At 57.6% G+C, this 15285-nt stretch carries 13 protein-coding genes; 6 read left to right on the top strand and 7 right to left on the bottom strand.

The features are described 5' to 3' along the window. Nucleotides 1-11 precede the first annotated feature (11 nt). Both O3300_RS28065 and O3300_RS28070 read right to left on the bottom strand, forming a co-directional pair. Complete coding sequence (locus O3300_RS28065) at nt 12-1163, bottom strand: AI-2E family transporter (protein ID WP_289919947.1); 1152 nt, start codon at nt 1161-1163, stop codon at nt 12-14. A 164-nt stretch (nt 1164-1327) separates the two neighbouring features. Further along, nucleotides 1328-2332 (bottom strand): hypothetical protein, encoded by a 1005-nt coding sequence (locus O3300_RS28070; RefSeq protein ID WP_305054727.1) that lies wholly within the window; start codon nt 2330-2332, stop codon nt 1328-1330. Nucleotides 2333-2456: 124 nt separating this feature from the next. On the opposite strand from O3300_RS28070, the gene O3300_RS28075 reads away from it, so the two are divergent. After that, nucleotides 2457-2825, top strand: a complete 369-nt coding sequence (locus O3300_RS28075) for a hypothetical protein (protein WP_305054728.1) — start codon at nt 2457-2459, stop codon at nt 2823-2825. On the opposite strand, the gene O3300_RS28080 is transcribed toward O3300_RS28075, so the two are convergent. Continuing rightward, nucleotides 2804-3865, bottom strand: coding sequence for a diguanylate cyclase (locus tag O3300_RS28080; RefSeq protein ID WP_099666155.1), 1062 nt, complete (start codon nt 3863-3865; stop codon nt 2804-2806). The genes O3300_RS28075 and O3300_RS28080 overlap by 22 nt on opposite strands. A 417-nt stretch (nt 3866-4282) precedes the next feature. Between O3300_RS28080 and O3300_RS28085 the strand changes: the two genes are divergently transcribed. After that, nucleotides 4283-4963, top strand: a complete 681-nt coding sequence (locus tag O3300_RS28085; protein ID WP_251351662.1) for a SinI family restriction endonuclease — start codon at nt 4283-4285, stop codon at nt 4961-4963. A 22-nt stretch (nt 4964-4985) separates the two neighbouring features. On the opposite strand, the gene O3300_RS28090 is transcribed toward O3300_RS28085, so the two are convergent. The 4 genes from O3300_RS28090 to dnaA all read right to left on the bottom strand — a co-directional run bounded on the left by O3300_RS28090 (nt 4986) and on the right by dnaA (nt 12063). Further along, entirely contained in the window at nt 4986-6473 is a 1488-nt protein-coding gene (locus O3300_RS28090; protein ID WP_251351661.1) for a DNA cytosine methyltransferase, read from the bottom strand. A 367-nt stretch (nt 6474-6840) separates the two neighbouring features. After that, nucleotides 6841-9339 (bottom strand): DNA topoisomerase (ATP-hydrolyzing) subunit B, encoded by a 2499-nt coding sequence (gyrB, locus tag O3300_RS28095; RefSeq protein ID WP_099666165.1) that lies wholly within the window; start codon nt 9337-9339, stop codon nt 6841-6843. A gap of 81 nt (nt 9340-9420) precedes the next feature. Next, a complete protein-coding gene (dnaN, locus tag O3300_RS28100; RefSeq protein ID WP_034754341.1) occupies nt 9421-10527 on the bottom strand; it encodes a DNA polymerase III subunit beta in 1107 nt (368 codons plus the stop codon). A 141-nt stretch (nt 10528-10668) separates the two neighbouring features. Then, nucleotides 10669-12063, bottom strand: coding sequence for a chromosomal replication initiator protein DnaA (dnaA, locus tag O3300_RS28105; RefSeq protein WP_034781304.1), 1395 nt, complete (start codon nt 12061-12063; stop codon nt 10669-10671). A gap of 513 nt (nt 12064-12576) precedes the next feature. On the opposite strand from dnaA, the gene rpmH reads away from it, so the two are divergent. The 4 genes from rpmH to yidC are packed head-to-tail and all read left to right on the top strand — an operon-like array spanning nt 12577 to nt 15171. Further along, complete coding sequence (gene rpmH, locus O3300_RS28110) at nt 12577-12711, top strand: 50S ribosomal protein L34 (protein WP_010401996.1); 135 nt, start codon at nt 12577-12579, stop codon at nt 12709-12711. A 23-nt stretch (nt 12712-12734) separates the two neighbouring features. Beyond that, the gene (gene rnpA, locus O3300_RS28115; protein ID WP_099380766.1) at nt 12735-13172 is read left to right on the top strand and encodes a ribonuclease P protein component; all 438 of its coding nucleotides are present in this window, start codon (nt 12735-12737) and stop codon (nt 13170-13172) included. Next, nucleotides 13169-13429 carry a membrane protein insertion efficiency factor YidD gene (gene yidD, locus O3300_RS28120; RefSeq protein WP_010401993.1) on the top strand — a complete coding sequence of 87 codons (261 nt, stop codon included), beginning with the start codon at nt 13169-13171 and terminating at the stop codon, nt 13427-13429. Before rnpA ends, yidD begins: the two co-directional genes overlap by 4 nt. 11 nt (nt 13430-13440) lie before the next feature. Then, entirely contained in the window at nt 13441-15171 is a 1731-nt protein-coding gene (yidC, locus tag O3300_RS28125; RefSeq protein ID WP_077408891.1) for a membrane protein insertase YidC, read from the top strand. The last annotated feature ends 114 nt before the right edge of the window (nt 15172-15285 follow it).

Genomic DNA, 15285 nt, shown 5'->3' on the forward strand with positions numbered 1-15285 from the left:
TACTGCTTGCGTTACTGCGCTTCCAGGGCAACTTTGCTGCCCTGTTCCTGCAAGCGCGCCGCCTCGGCCAGGGCCTGGGCGCGCGCTTCCTCTGCCGCTTGTTCCGCTTTCTCCAGTGCATCATGGCGCGCTTGCAGCGCCGCCCGGGCGCGCACGAAGACGATCTTGATGGCCGCCATCACGGGCACGGACAGGAAGATGCCCACCACGCCCCCCAGCTGGTCGCCGGCCAGCAAGCCGACGATCACCATCAGCGGGCTCACTTCCACGCCTTCGCTCATCAAGTATGGGTTGACCACGTAATCCTGGAACAAGCGGTAGGCGGCGATAAAGCCGATCAGCCAGAACACGTGCTCGAAACCGCTGAAACCGGCCACGACCACGGCGATGACGGCGGCGGCCAGCGGGCCGGCAAACGGGATGAATTCCAGCAAGGCGGCCGCACCGGCCAGCAGCAGGCTGTACGGCACGCCCATCAGGGAAAAGGCGATGCTGTAGGACACAAAGGTGGCGATCGACAACAGCAGCAGGGCGCGCACATAGCGCGACAGCAATATGTCGAGGTCGTCGATGATGGCGCCCCACAACTTCTTGTTGGGACGGTTCAGCAGGGACAGCAAGCCGTCGCGCATGTCCGGTCCTTCCTTGATCAGCAAAAAGCTCAGCACGGGCACCAGCACCAGATAGATCAGGTTGCTGGCTGCATGCATGACGGTCAAGCCCAGTTCCTTCGCCAGCGGCATGGCTTGTCCCGTACCGCTGCTCAGCTGCGTCTGCATGAACGATAGCAGGCGCGCGCGCAACGGTTCCATGAATTCCGGCAAAGGAATCCGCTCGGCAAAATTATTGCCCTTGAGCAGGGTCGGCAATTGCGCGCTGAGTTTGCTGGCTTCTTCCTCGATGCGGGCGCCGAAGATGGAGCCCAGTATTGCCACCAGCAAGATCACCACGAGGAAGACGATGCCGATGGCAGCCGTGCGCGGCAAGCGCTTCGGGCCATGGCGTTCCAGCAGGCCGATCAGCGGATACACGAGGTAGCTGAAGAAAATGGCAAAGACCACGACGATCAGGGTCGACGAGACCTTGTAGGTAAGAAAGAGCAGGAAGGCGATGAGGAAAGCCGTCCACACCATCTTGGCAACGCGCAAGTTAAAACCGAACATATGAATTCCTTAGGGCAGGATGCGACGCAAGCGTGACTGGCTTGAAGGGCAGGGTGGGCAAGGCAGGGATCGGGCCGCGCCGCACGGCCGGAAATCATACCGCAAAATGCCAAAATGCCATGCTCTTGTGCGTAATGGCAATGCTTTTCCCATTCTTCCCCCGCTTATTGGGTCCGCCAGCTGGCGACGGTGATGAAGACGCCATCGTCCTTGTCGGGTTCGCGCAAGGTCACCGTATAGCGGCCGCTCGCATCGCTGCCCGTGAACACGACCTTGTCGTCATGGCCCTTCACTTGTGCGCCCTTGGCCAGTTTGGCGTAGGTGTTGAGCACCCAGTGGAAATCGGCATAGCTGCGCAGGGTGATGTCGGCATCGGGCAGGGGCTCGTCGTCAGCCTCGGCCGCTTGTGTGCGCATGGGCAAACCCGCCAGGCCCGCCGGCGCGATGAGTTTGCCGGCGCTGGAACTGCTGCTCGATTCCGCATTCGGCAGCAGCAGGTGCAGCAAGCTGGCGGGAAAGCCGGGCGGCACGTCGCGCGCTTCCCAGCCGGGCTGGCCGGGGCGGGTCGTGATGTATTCCACCGCAGCAATGCTTTGCCGCCGTTCCGGCGCGGCCTGTGCCAGCATGGCCGGCAGTTGCCGCGCCCACACGAGCAGCGGCGCGGCCATCTCGTCCTCTGCGCCCGGCGGCAGGAACACCGTCAGCACGGCGTGCGTGGACGGCAGGCAGGCGGGAGCGGCGTCGCCGGTGGCCGCCCGGCAATGGCCGTTGACGAGGCCCAGGGCCAGCAGCTTGCGTTGCGGGTCGAACAGCATGGCGGCGCGCCATGCACCGTGCGTGCTGGCATCGATGGAGGCCAGCACGGAGCGCCCGTCGGGCAGCATGGTGCGCGTGATGTCGTCGAGCGACTGCATGCTGTCGAGCACCTGGCGCGCGATCAGGGTGTTGCCCTGCGTATAGCTGCCGCGCGCGTAGCCGAGCAGTTTCAAGACGTCGGCGCGGATTTCGGGATGCGCGCTCAGGCGCAACGGCGGCGACGGCACGGGCACGGTGGCGGCCACGAATGCGGCATCCTCGGCAGGAATGGCTTGCGCCATGCTGGCAAGCGGCAGGCACAGGGCGGCGCACAGCGACAGCATGCGAACAGTGATTTTTCCTGGGGTATTCAATGACTATCCTTGTCGAGACGCCATGCCGGAGGGCTTGCCGGCATGCGCGGGCCGCGATCTTAGCATTTCAGGAATGAATCTCTTTCTGCTAAGCTTGGCTATTGAATCACTGTCCCCCGTTGTCATGGCCCAGATCACTATTTCCTGCAGTATTCCCGTCGATGATGAGGCAGTGACCGAGTTCCTGCACAAGTACCTGGGCCGCTCGCGCCTCGGCTCGGCCAAACTGTTGCACATGGGCGAGAAGGGCTGTTTCTATACTTGCTCCTTGTATACGGACGAGCACGCCAAGGTGAGCCGTTTGATCCGCCGCATGCTGGCTTTCTTCGAGAGCAAGGATATCCCCTTGACCATCCTCAAGATCGGTGGCCAGGACAGCTGGTATGCAGTGGACCCCGAGCAGCGCGATCCCTGGAAGATTTCACCGCAAGCCTTGCTGGCGCTGCTCGATGCGGCGCCGGACGGTGGCGTTCAGGCGGCGTTGAGCACGTAGCGGTTCTTGCCGCTTTTCTTGGCCTGGTACAAGGATTCATCGGCGCGCCGGTAGCTGTGCGACAAGTCGGCTTCCTTGATCAGTTCGGCCATGCCGATGCTGACGGACACCTTGCGTTCCGGCACGAAGGCTGCCTCGACGCTGTCGACCAGCTGCGCGGCAAAGGCGCAGGCGGCATTCTTTTCACCCAGGTAAATGACGGCAAACTCCTCGCCGCCCAGGCGGCCGCACAGGTGCTCGCCCGACAGTTCACCGATCACCTCGGCGATCTTTTTCAGCACCTCGTCGCCCACGTCATGGCCGTACACGTCGTTGATCTGCTTGAAGTCGTCGATGTCGATCATTAAAAAATACGCGGGCGTATGCGCCGTGCGCTGCAAGGTACGGGCGCTTTGCGTAAACATGCGTCGGTTGTTGAGCCCGGTCAAGCCATCCTTGTAGGCCATGGTCGCCAGTTCGCGCTGGGCGCGATAGTTGTTGATGCGCAAGACGAGAAAATAGATATTCAGCGCCAGGCCGATGATCACGCTGATGGTGACGGCCAGCACGGGCCAATGCTGGTCGGCCTGGCCCGCATGCACGGGAAACTGCCCCAGCCCCAGGATGGCCCACACGCACAGCGATACGCCCAGGTAATAAGCGATGCCGCTGAAGATGGGCGCCGTCGTCAGGGTGATCATCACGCCCAGCGGCAAGACCCAGAAAGCGGGATCTTCCGTGCCCAGCATCAGCACGCGAAAGCTGAAAGCGATGAACAGCACGCTGATGGTGCCGCTGGCGATGATGGCTTGCAAGGACTTCGCATACACGGTCAGCAGCAGCCCGACCAGCATGCCCGTCAAGCCCAGCGCCGCCTGCGCATGATCGAGCGAAGCGCGCGGCAAGGTCAGGCTGAATGTGACCAGCCAGCAAGCCAGGCCAAACGTCAGGATGGCTATCGAAATGAAATGCAGTTCCTTGAAAAAGCGCTGCTGCTGCTCCCGTTCTCCTGAAAAGAACAGGTAATAGAAGGCAGGAGACAGGCTGCGCGAAGTGAACATTGCATTTGTCCAGGCAGACAACACGCCTTGCGGCAGGGACGCCTCCCGGCAACGGCAGGCGGCATGGCGCGCGCACAAAATTAGTTGCGCTCAGGAACTAGTGTACTGGTTTCTTGGGGGTAGTGGTGGGGAAGTAAAGATATCTGCAGATCTCTTTGGGTGCTACTGAGGATTGTATCCGCATCGATAGGGGACAGAAAGATATCAGATTGTGCTTGAGCTAAATTACGACACTCATTGGGCTACTAATACGATCAGGGTTGGTACCTGTAAACCAGTAAAGCGGGATCAATTGTGAAGGTTGTTAAATGTACACATTCCAAGTTAAAAGTGCGGAATGTTATATTTCGTGACTTTTTTGATAGTCGTTAACCTTAAGAAGCAGTTACAGTCTTTCTCTTTAGAAAAAGGAAAAAAATGGCATTTAGTGCAAATTCAGAGGCGTTTGCAAGAGCTGCGATGGCGGCGATCAACCCACCTCTGGCGGACAAATACGTAAACCTAATCAAACTACTGATGATAAATCCAGGCGCAGCGTCAAAAATGCGCGGGAAAAATCCTCCAGATATTGGTACTGAAGCCTACATCCGGGCGCAGGCTTCTAATTTTTCGGCCAGTCGCGTCCCAACGGCCCCGGCACCTCCGGCTACCGTTCCTGACGAAATGGTTAGTTTTATCCTACATACCTATTTTAATGTTCCCGAAGAAAATCTGGTACAAGCCAAGAACGACCATCTTCTTTCGATGGGCGCAGAAAATCTCGTTGGCGACTTGTTAGAACGTTATTTGGCAAGCATCATGGAACCTCGAGGCTGGATTTGGTGTTCAGGTTCGACGGTGAAAGCCGTTGATCTGATCAAGCCGCCTACCGGCCTTGAGGATGTCTGGACACTTCTTCAAGTTAAAAATCGTGATAACTCCGAGAACTCTTCGAGCTCAGCGATTCGGAATGGAACTGACATCAAAAAATGGTTTCGTACCTTTTCTAAAAGACGGGGAGCCAATTGGGAAGCATTCCCGGATGAGGAAATACGTCCACTTGTCTCAGAAGTTGGCTTCAAAAAATTTGTAAAGGAATATCTCGAAGCATTAAAGTAGAATTTGCAATTATGAGCATCCGTTACGTGGGTTCTTTCTCGAAGAGTTGCATTTGCGGTGCCTCAACAACAATCTTTTTGACCTTCGGCTTGATCTTTGTTGGCTTGATATCTACAGGGTCGAGCCCAAGGATCTTCCGCGTTGCAGCCTCCCAACTTACTTCATCCGTGTCCCTGTAGCGGGAGAATTGGAAGCCAGGAGGTGGCTGGATATCATGACCCGCCATGTGAGCAAGAATTGCGCGTCCTACAGCTTCACCCAAACCGCCGGGGACGGCATTGCCGACCTGTCGATACTGATCGACGAGTTTGCCACCAAGTTGCCAGTCGTCTGGAAACATTTGAAGACGCTTGTATTCTTGAATGGAGAGCGGTCGATCCTCGACTGGATGACAAATATCTGTGGCAGGCATATTGGGCGAGGTAACCAAAGTACAGGCAGGTTTATCCCAGCCCATACGGCGAAGGAAGCCGGTCTTGCCACCTCCGGAATAATAGCTTTTACCTAGAGCTTCCTTTTGAAGATTCTCGGGCAAATGTTTCCAATACTGTCCCGGTCCAAGAAGCCGGTAATAGCGGAGCCGATCTTCAGGAAAGTTGACATGATCACAGCCAAGAGTTTCGATGCCCTCAACGGCTTCGCGGAAGGTCTTCCATTTTGGAAGGCCAAAGGTTTCATTCTGACTATGTGTTGGCTTTAAATGCGGAAGCTTATTCCCATCGCGGGAGCAGATCAAGACTACACGTTCGCGGCTTTGCGGGACGCCGAAATTTGCAGCGTTGTAGAGATTAAAGGAGACACCATAGCCGCCAGCCCTCAGTGTTTGAATGATGTGAAGTAGGGCTCCTCCCGGTTTTTCCTCAAAACCGGGTGCCCACTCCTCCCCGCGCTCGGCGTGAGGGCGATGTGCGAGTGGAGCAGAGAGTAGGCCGCGAACGTTTTCAATGACTGCATATTTCGGCTTCAGTTCGAGGAGAAGGTCAATAAATTTCAGAAAGACGTTGCCGCGAACATCTTGGAATCCTCTGCGAGATCCCGCGGTCGAAAAGGCTTGGCAAGGAGGGCCCCCCACGATCACGTCAATATCATCTGTATCGGATAGGCCTGCAGCCTGCCGAATATCTTGTGCAGAATACTGCCAGACATCACCAAGAAGCGCGACATCGGGGCGATTGGTGGCGATTGTTTTACGGCAATGTTTATCAACTTCGCAGGTGAGGAGAACGTGAATTCCGGTTTTCTCCAATCCGAGATCAAGTCCCATCGCTCCAGAGAAAAAGGAGAGGGCTTTCAACTTGGGAAGCGGGCCGGTGCGTCGCGCCACATGATCTTTTGGCTCTACACCTTCACTATTTACGTAAGACTCCAGCGAAGTTGGGGACACTAACCACTGTTTACCGACTTGCTGGCCTTCAAGTTGGCATGATCTGAGAAGCGAGCGAACGTACTGTTGTGATACGCCAAGTTGTTCAGCCACATTCTTGACAGAGAGAAAATTTGGGATACTCATGTTGGTATTGGATATGTTTCGAATTCGAAATAAAATATATACCAATACTATAGCCCTGCGCCCCATCGATTGGCAAGAGATTTTGAATTACCAAAGTTATTAATGACAGGGTAACAATTTCAGAGTAACTTTTAGTTTAAGCTACGTTTGATATTGTTGATTTTATGATAATATTTCACGAAGGCGGTGAAAATTATATCAGCAAATGAGGACTGTCTTAAGAGTGGTAATCCTGTTAGTCAGAGCGTAAAGACACAGAATATTATGGTGAAAAAAAAGCCAACCTCCACGGTTGGCTTTTTTGTAATTAATATTGTGGATATTTCACTATAATTCAAACTTGTCGAGTTTGTATAACTAGATAAAGTTACACGTCGATATTGCCCGCGCGCAGCGCGTTGTTTTCGATGAAGGCGCGGCGTGGTTCCACGTCGTCGCCCATCAGGGTCGTGAAGATTTGATCCGCCGCAATGGCGTCTTCGATCTGTACCTTCAACAAGCGGCGCACGGTCGGGTCCATCGTCGTTTCCCACAGTTGATCCGGGTTCATTTCGCCCAGACCTTTGTAGCGCTGTTTCGAGACGGTGCGTTCGGCTTCGTCGCGCAGCCATTGCATGGCCTGGTGGAAATCGACCACGGCGATTTCCTTGATGCGCTCGCCTTCGCCGCGGCGGACAAACGCACCTTCGCCGATCAAGCCTTCGAAGGTGGCGGCGCCGCTGCTCAGCACGGCGTAGTCCGGGCCTTGCACGAAGTCGGCGTCGATGGCCGTCACTTTGACGTTGCCGTGGTACATGCGCTCGATGTGCAGCTTGTGTTTTTCCGACAAGTCGTCGGAACGCACATGCACGCGCACGGCGCTGTCGTTGATGGCCGTCTGCAGGGCCAGGGCGGAGGTTTCCGCCAGGTCCAGGGTCGACAGGTCCAGCTGCACGCCGGTCATGATGGCCGTCAGGGCGGCGCGGTCGATGACGCGCGTCAAACGCGTCATGATGGTGTTCGACAGGTTGAATTTGCGCACCAGTTCCGTCAGTGTCTCGCCGGAAATGCCTTCCGCGCCTTCGCGCGGCACCAGCACGGCCGTGTTCAGCGCCACGGTCATCATGTAGCTCGCTTCCTCGGCGTCATCTTTTAGATAGCGCTCGTCGCGGCCCGCCTTCACCTTGTACAGCGGCGGTTGCGCGATGTAGATGTGGCCGCGCTCGACCAGTTGCGGCATCTGGCGGTAGAACAGGGTCAGCAGCAGGGTACGGATGTGGGCGCCGTCGACGTCCGCATCGGTCATGATGATGATGCGGTGGTAGCGCAGTTTCTCGACGTTGAATTCGTCCGGTCCGATCGAGGTGCCGAGCGTGGCGATCAGGGTGGTGATCTGCTCCGACGACAGCATTTTTTCGAAACGGGCTTTTTCCACGTTCAAGACTTTACCGCGCAGCGGCAGAATCGCCTGGAACTTGCGGTCGCGCCCTTGTTTTGCCGAGCCACCTGCCGAGTCACCCTCGACGATGTACAGTTCGCACAGGGCGGGGTCTTTTTCCTGGCAGTCGGCCAGCTTGGCCGACAGGCCCAGGCCGTCCATGATGCCTTTGCGGCGCGTCAAGTCGCGGGCCTTGCGGGCCGCTTCACGGGCGCGCGCCGCTTCGACGATCTTGCCGCAAATGATCTTGGCGTCGTTTGGTTTTTCTTGCAGGTAATCAGCCAGCGTCTTGGCGACGATCTCTTCGACGGGGCCGCGCACTTCCGACGACACCAGCTTGTCTTTCGTCTGCGACGAGAATTTTGGTTCCGGCACTTTCACGGACAAGACGCAGGTCAAGCCTTCGCGCATGTCGTCGCCGTTGATTTCCACTTTCGCCTTCTTGGCGAACTCGTGTTCATCGATGTATTTGTTGATCACGCGCGTCATCGCCGCACGCAAGCCCGTCAGGTGGGTGCCGCCGTCGCGTTGCGGGATGTTATTCGTGAAGCACAGCACCTGTTCATTGTAGGCATCGTTCCACTGCATCGACACGTCGACCGAGATATTCGTGTTCTGGTCCGACATGCGCTCGCCCGTGGCCTGGAAAATGGTCGGGTGCAAGACCGATTTGGCCTTGTTGATGTATTCGACGAAGCCGCGCGTGCCGCCTTCGAAGGCGAAGACTTCTTCCTTGCCCGTGCGCTGGTCCGACAACTTGATGTTGACGCCATTGTTCAGGAAGGACAGTTCGCGGATGCGCTTGGCCAGGATTTCGTAGTGGAATTCCACATGCGTGAAAATCTCTTCGTCGGCCCAGAAATGCACGTCGGTGCCGCGCTTGTCCGTTTCGCCGATGACCTTGATCGGCGAGGTGGCGATGTCGCCCACCATGACGATCTGGCGGTCTTGGGGCACGCCGCGCACGAATTCCATGTGATGCACTTTGCCATCGCGGCGGATGGTCAGTTTCAGCAATTTCGACAGACCATTGACGCAGGACACACCCACGCCATGCAAACCGCCAGATACTTTGTACGAGTTCTGGTCGAACTTGCCGCCCGCGTGCAGTTCGGTCATGACGATTTCCGCCGCCGAACGCTTCGGATCGTGCTTGTCGTCCATTTTCAGGCCGGTTGGCACGCCGCGGCCATTGTCGGTGATCGAGATCGAATTGTCGCTGTGGATGGTGACGTGGATTTCCGTGCAGTGGCCGGCCAGCGATTCATCGATCGAGTTGTCCAGCACTTCGAATACCAGATGGTGCAGGCCGGTGCCGTCCGAGGTGTCGCCAATGTACATGCCCGGGCGTTTGCGTACGGCTTCCAGGCCTTCCAGGATCTGGATGGAGGCGGCGCCGTATTCTTCCGTTTTGGCCTGGATCGGGGTGTCTTGTGGATTCTCGGACATGGACTGCTTTCTCAAATAACGATTGCTGATTGCGGGGCCTGACCCTGTCGGATCAGACCCCAGTTTTGCATTGGGTTACGCTTAAATGCGCATCGGCATGACAACGTACTTGAAGTCCGCATTGTCAGGGATGGAGATCAGGGCGGACGAGTTCGAGTCGCCCAGCGCGATGTTGACGTATTCGCATTTCAGGTTGTTCAGCACGTCCAGCAGATACGTCACGTTGAAGCCGATGTCGACGGAGTCGCCGCCGTAATCGATTTCCAGCTCTTCGACGGCTTCTTCCTGGTCCGCATTGGTCGAGCTGATCTTCATGCTGCCCGGGGTGATGATGCAGCGCACGCCCTTGAACTTGTCGCTGGTCATGATGGCGGCACGTTGCAGCGAGCGCAGCAGTTCATCGCGGCCGATGGTGAAGTCGTTTTTGTAGCCTTTAGGAATCACGCGCGTGTAGTCGGGGAACTTGCCTTCCACCAGCTTCGAGATCAGCTCGATGTCGGCAAAGGTCAGTTTCACCTGGTTGGCGGCGATGTCCAGTTGCACCGGCTCATCGTTCTCTTCCAGCAGGCGCTGCAGTTCGATGATGGTCTTGCGCGGAATAATCACTTCCTGGCGAGCAAACGTCTGCTCGGTAGCCACCTGGCAAAACGCCAGGCGGTGGCCATCGGTGGCCACGGCGATGACATTGTTGCCATCCAGAACCAGCAGCAAGCCGTTCAGGTAGTAGCGGATGTCTTGCTGCGCCATCGAGAAATGCACCATGTTGAACAGGTGCTTCAAGGTTTTCTGGGGCAGGGTGACGGACGCGTTGTAGCTTTCCGCTTGTTGCACGGTTGGAAACTCTTCCGCCGCCAGCGTTTGCAGGGCGAAGCGCGACTTGCCCGTTTGCACGGTCAGGCGCTTGTTCAGCAGGGTCATCGTGACGTCGCCCGATTCGGGCAGGGCGCGCAGGATGTCCAGCAGCTTGCGCGCGGCCACGGTGGTGCCGGTGACGTCCGCGCCGGAACCGATTTCCGCGTGCGTGGTGATCTGCACTTCGGTGTCGGTCGACAGGAAGGAGACATTTTCACCGTCTTTGCGGATGAGGATATTGGCCAGAATCGGCATAGTGTGCCGACGCTCGACAATACCGCTCACGATCTGCAGTGGCCGGAGAAGGGTATCTCGGGTGGTTTTGACCAATTGCATATTTATCCTCAATGTATAGGTATGAAGTTTAACGTAGTAATTTAACAATCATTGCAAGGGGAGCCCCGGCAGGCCGGCTGCGGCGCTCTCCCAGATAATAAGGGTAAAGCACGTTTTGAGCCAGCCTTGCCCAAGCGGCGCTTAGCCTTTTAACGTTTGTTCCAGCACATGCAATTCATGGTTGCATTCCGGGTTCTTGGTGCGGTCCAGCGCGATCTTGCGCACGGCATGCAGCACCGTGGTGTGGTCGCGGCCGCCGAACAGCTCGCCGATTTCCGGCAGGCTCTTCTGTGTCAATTCCTTGGCCAGGTACATGGCGATCTGGCGCGGCCGGGCGATATTCGCGGGGCGGCGCTTCGAATACATGTCGGCAACCTTGATATTGAAGAAGTCGGCCACCGTTTTCTGGATGTTTTCCACGGAAATCTGGCGATTCTGCACCGACAGCAAGTCCTTCAGGGCTTCCTTGACGATATCGATGGTGATATCTTTGCCATGGAAACGCGAATACGCGAGGATCTTGCGCAGCGCGCCTTCCAGTTCGCGCACGTTCGAACGCAAGTGCTTGGCGACAAAGAAGGCCACGTCGTCGGAGAAGGTCACGCCTTCCTGCTTGGCTTTTTTCAACAGAATCGCCACGCGCATTTCCAGTTCCGGCGGTTCGATGGCCACCGTCAGGCCCGAGTCGAAGCGCGAGATCAGGCGGTCGTCCATGCCCGTGATTTCCTTCGGATACGTATCCGAGGTGATGATGATCTGTTTCTTTGCGGCAATTAATGCCTCGAAGGCATAGAAGAACTCTTCCTGCGTGCGGCTCTTGCCGCCAAAGAATTGAATATCATCGATCAGCAGCATGTCGAGCGAGTGATAGTAATGCTTGAAGTCGTCGAAACCCTTGCGCTGGTAAGCGGTCACTACGTCGCGAACGTACTGTTCTGCGTGGATGTAGCGGATCTTCGCGCCAGGATTGTCAGCCATCACCTGGTTGCCGATGGCGTGGATCAAGTGGGTCTTACCCAGGCCGACGCCGCCGTAGAAGAACAGCGGGTTGTACGACACGCCCGGATTGTTCGCCACCTGGATGGCGGCGGCGCGCGCCAACTGGTTGGCCTTACCCGTCACGAAGCTGTCGAAGGTCAGGTCGGTGTTGATGCGGCTCTGCTCGCGGCGCGGCGCGGCGCCGATGCTCAGTTCCGGCACGCTCGGCTGCGGCTCCGCGGCGCGCGCGCTGGGCGCGCCGCCGTTCGGATCGCTGGCCGGGGTGCTGGCGGTGACGGGTTTCTTCGGCAAGGCCAGGCGCGGGTCGAGCACGAACTGCACTTCCGTCGGCGCTTCGAAGTACTGAATGGCCAGGGCAGTGATGCGGCTGGCGAACTGGGTCTTGACCCAATCGAGCTTGAAGCGATTGGGCGCAGCAATGCGCAGCTTGCCCTCTTCGTAATCGAGAGGGATAAGCGGTTTGATCCACGCACTGAATTGTTGCGGTGTCAGCTCCAGTTCCAACTGCGCGGAACAGGCCTGCCAGAAATTATCCATGTATGTCTATGTGAAAAGGTGTGGGAGGGCGTATCGATTCTGCCCTGCGTTCACCGTGTTGCAAGGCCGGCGTCGCGCGAGGGCTCGCCACACGTAACGCGCTATTCTACTCCCGACTGCGAAAGTTATCCACAGGCACGGCTGTTATTTTTGTGTGGCGGGGTGGGGCGCCGTGTGCATAAGAGGCGACTTATCCCCCGGTTATCCCGTCACAGGCAGTGCTGGCGCGGCCTGTGGCGGGGCCTTGCCGGCAGATGGGGGGCGGCGCGCAAATTTCTGGGCGATCACGGCAATCCTTGACAAGAGGGGGGCATATGCTGAATAATTCAGGGTTCCCCGCCCGTATTCCGTGTTTATTCATTTGGAACGACAATATGGACTAAGCGTGGATTAAGCGGGCGATGAGATTGGCCAGCTTGTGCCTTGGCATAAGTGCGCGATTGTCATTGGCACCAAAAACTGACGGGACGTCAGACCCGATTTTGCATTTTTTTTGTTTTTAGCGAGACCAACATGAAACGTACTTACCAACCTTCCGTCGTTCGCCGCAAGCGTACGCACGGCTTCCGCGCTCGTATGGCTACCCGTGGTGGCCGTGATGTGCTCAACGCACGTCGCGCAAAGGGCCGCAAACGTCTGGCCGTCTAGGCTTGTCGTTGACAGCTGATCGCGTGGCTAGCTGTACTCCAGTCGGCAATCAACGCGAAGGTTCACACGACTTCGCGCGCGTTCGGCGTATCGTTAAAACGGATGAATTTTCATCCGTTTTTCGTTTGCGCCCTTCGCAAAAAACAGCGCATTTTGTGCTGTACACCCGACACAATCAATTGCCGCATGCGCGGCTGGGCGTCGTTGTGGCCAAGCGTTTCGCGCCGCGCGCGGCGACCCGCAACACGATCAAGCGCGTCACGCGCGAGCTGTTTCGCAACAGCGCGATGCCGCCGGTCGACTGCGTGGTGCGTTTGTCGCGCGCCGTCAACAGCAAGGATGGCCCGGCCACCACGACCCAGCTCAAAGCCGAGCTGCGCGAGGAATTGAGCCGCCTGTTCGCGGCGCAAATCGCCGCCCAGGCCCGTTCTGTTGCTGCGCCACCACCATCCGCGCCATGAAAACCCTGCTGCTGTTCCTGCTGCGCGCTTATCAGTTGCTGATCAGCCCCATGCTGGGACAGAATTGCCGTTTCTATCCGAGCTGTTCGCATTACGCGATGGAAGCGCTGCGCGTGCACGGTACTGCCAAGGGCAGCCTGCTGGCTGCCAAGCGCCTGTGCCGTTGCCACCCCTGGAATGAAGGGGGCGTCGACCCGGTGCCGCCGGCCGATTGCAAACAATCTTCAACGACCGCTTGCGGTTGCAACCACTCCTGACAAATACCCTAATGGATATCAATAAACGTACCATCCTGTGGATCGTGTTTTCCGTCTCGCTGGTAATTCTCTGGAACGAATGGATGATCTCGAACGGCAAGCCGTCGATGTTCTCCGCGAACACGGAACAAACCGCCAAGGCGCCTGCGACCCCTGCCAAGACGGCTGCCTTGCCAGCCGCGGCAGGCGTGCCTGCCCTGCCGGGTGACGCTGTCGATCCCGCCGCGTTCAAGCGCGAAGTGATTACCATCACCACCGACGTCATCAAGGTCGATATCGACACCCTGGGCGGCCAGGTCAAGCGTCTGGAATTGCTGAAATTCAAGGGCGCGGGTAATCCGGGCTGGTTTGGCGGCTGCTTCGGCCTGTTCAAGGTATGCCAGCCGGACGACGGCAAGCAAAACGAAGTGCTGTTCGACGAAGGCGCGAACCACACCTACCTGGCGCAATCGGGCCTGGTCGGCGGTCCCTTCCCTACCCATGCGAGCGGTTTCACCGTGCAGCCTGGCGTGCGTACCTTGGCCGATGGCAAGCAAATTCAACTGGTGATGGAAGCGGTCGAAGGCGGCGTCAAGCTGACCAAGACGTTTACCTTCAAGCGCGGCGATTACGTCATCGACGTGCGCCATGACGTGTCCAACGTGGGCGCGGCCCCTGTCACGCCGCAGTTGTATCTGCAACTGACGCATGACGGCAACAAGCCGGTCGGCGACTCCTTCTTCAACAGCAGCTTCACGGGCCCGACCCTGTACACGCCGCAAGACAAGTACCAGAAGCTGACGTTCGAGAAAATCGAAAAAGCGGCCTTGGAAGACGAGAAGAAGGGCAACGACAATGCCATGAAGGGCCTGCACCCGGCGACGGCGAATGGCGGCTGGTTTGCGATTTCGCAACACTTCTTCGTGTCCGCTTTCGTTCCGCCTGAGAACGCCAAGCGCGACATCTTCACGAAGAAGGTCGGCCCCAACCTGTACGCCATCGGCAACGTGCTGCCCCTGCCTACCCTGGCGCCAGGCGCTTCGGCCAGCATGGACAGCAAGCTGTACTCGGGTCCGCAAATCGCGCACCTGCTGGAAAACGTCTCGCCTGGCCTGGAACTGGTCAAGGATTATGGCTGGCTGACCATCATCGCCAAGCCGATGTTCTGGGTCATGGAACAGATCCACAGCGTGCTGGGCAACTGGGGCTGGACCATCATCGCCTTCACGATCCTGATCAAGCTGCTGTTCTTCCCGCTGTCGGCCGCCGGCTACCGCAGCATGGCCAAGATGAAACTGGTCACGCCGAAGATGCAAGCGATCCGCGAACGCTTCAAGGGCGATCCGCAAAAGATGAACCAGGCCACGATGGAGCTGTACAAGACGGAAAAGATCAATCCGCTGGGCGGCTGCCTGCCGATCCTGATCCAGATGCCCGTCTTTATCGCCCTGTACTGGGTCTTGAACGCGTCCGTGGAAATCCGCGGCGCGCCATGGATCGGCTGGATTACCGACCTGGCCCAGCATGACCCATGGTGCATCTTGCCCGTGCTGTACGCGATCTCGATGTTCATCACGACCAAGCTGAACCCGGCCCCGGCCGATCCGATGCAAGCGAAGATGATGCTGTTCATGCCACTGGCATTTTCGGTGATGTTCTTCTTCTTCCCGTCGGGCTTGGTACTCTACTGGGTCGTCAACAACGTCCTGTCGATCGGCCAGCAATGGGTGATCACCAAGAAATACGCGCCTGCCGTCAAGTAAGTCCGGCCAGCGAATCGAAAGCCCGCCTCGCGCGGGCTTTTTTTTGACATCCTACCCAGTGGCTACGATGTCAAAAAAAGTGGGTTTTGCCGGTTTTCCACTGCCCCCTTCATG

The organism is Janthinobacterium sp. SUN206, from assembly GCF_030587305.1.
Taxonomy (GTDB): Bacteria; Pseudomonadota; Gammaproteobacteria; order Burkholderiales; family Burkholderiaceae_D; genus Janthinobacterium; species Janthinobacterium kumbetense.

What these genes read in the sequence shown, in the direction of transcription:
- rpmH (WP_010401996.1), top strand. Translation starts at nt 12,577, where the DNA reads ATGAAACGTACTTACCAACCTTCCGTCGTTCGCCGCAAGCGTACGCAC.
- O3300_RS28075 (WP_305054728.1), top strand. Translation starts at nt 2,457, where the DNA reads ATGGCCCAGATCACTATTTCCTGCAGTATTCCCGTCGATGATGAGGCA.
- yidD (WP_010401993.1), top strand. Translation starts at nt 13,169, where the DNA reads ATGAAAACCCTGCTGCTGTTCCTGCTGCGCGCTTATCAGTTGCTGATC.
- O3300_RS28080 (WP_099666155.1), bottom strand. Translation starts at nt 3,865, where the DNA reads ATGTTCACTTCGCGCAGCCTGTCTCCTGCCTTCTATTACCTGTTCTTT.
- yidC (WP_077408891.1), top strand. Translation starts at nt 13,441, where the DNA reads ATGGATATCAATAAACGTACCATCCTGTGGATCGTGTTTTCCGTCTCG.
- gyrB (WP_099666165.1), bottom strand. Translation starts at nt 9,339, where the DNA reads ATGTCCGAGAATCCACAAGACACCCCGATCCAGGCCAAAACGGAAGAA.
- dnaN (WP_034754341.1), bottom strand. Translation starts at nt 10,527, where the DNA reads ATGCAATTGGTCAAAACCACCCGAGATACCCTTCTCCGGCCACTGCAG.
- O3300_RS28085 (WP_251351662.1), top strand. Translation starts at nt 4,283, where the DNA reads ATGGCATTTAGTGCAAATTCAGAGGCGTTTGCAAGAGCTGCGATGGCG.
- O3300_RS28090 (WP_251351661.1), bottom strand. Translation starts at nt 6,473, where the DNA reads ATGAGTATCCCAAATTTTCTCTCTGTCAAGAATGTGGCTGAACAACTT.
- dnaA (WP_034781304.1), bottom strand. Translation starts at nt 12,063, where the DNA reads ATGGATAATTTCTGGCAGGCCTGTTCCGCGCAGTTGGAACTGGAGCTG.
- O3300_RS28065 (WP_289919947.1), bottom strand. Translation starts at nt 1,163, where the DNA reads ATGTTCGGTTTTAACTTGCGCGTTGCCAAGATGGTGTGGACGGCTTTC.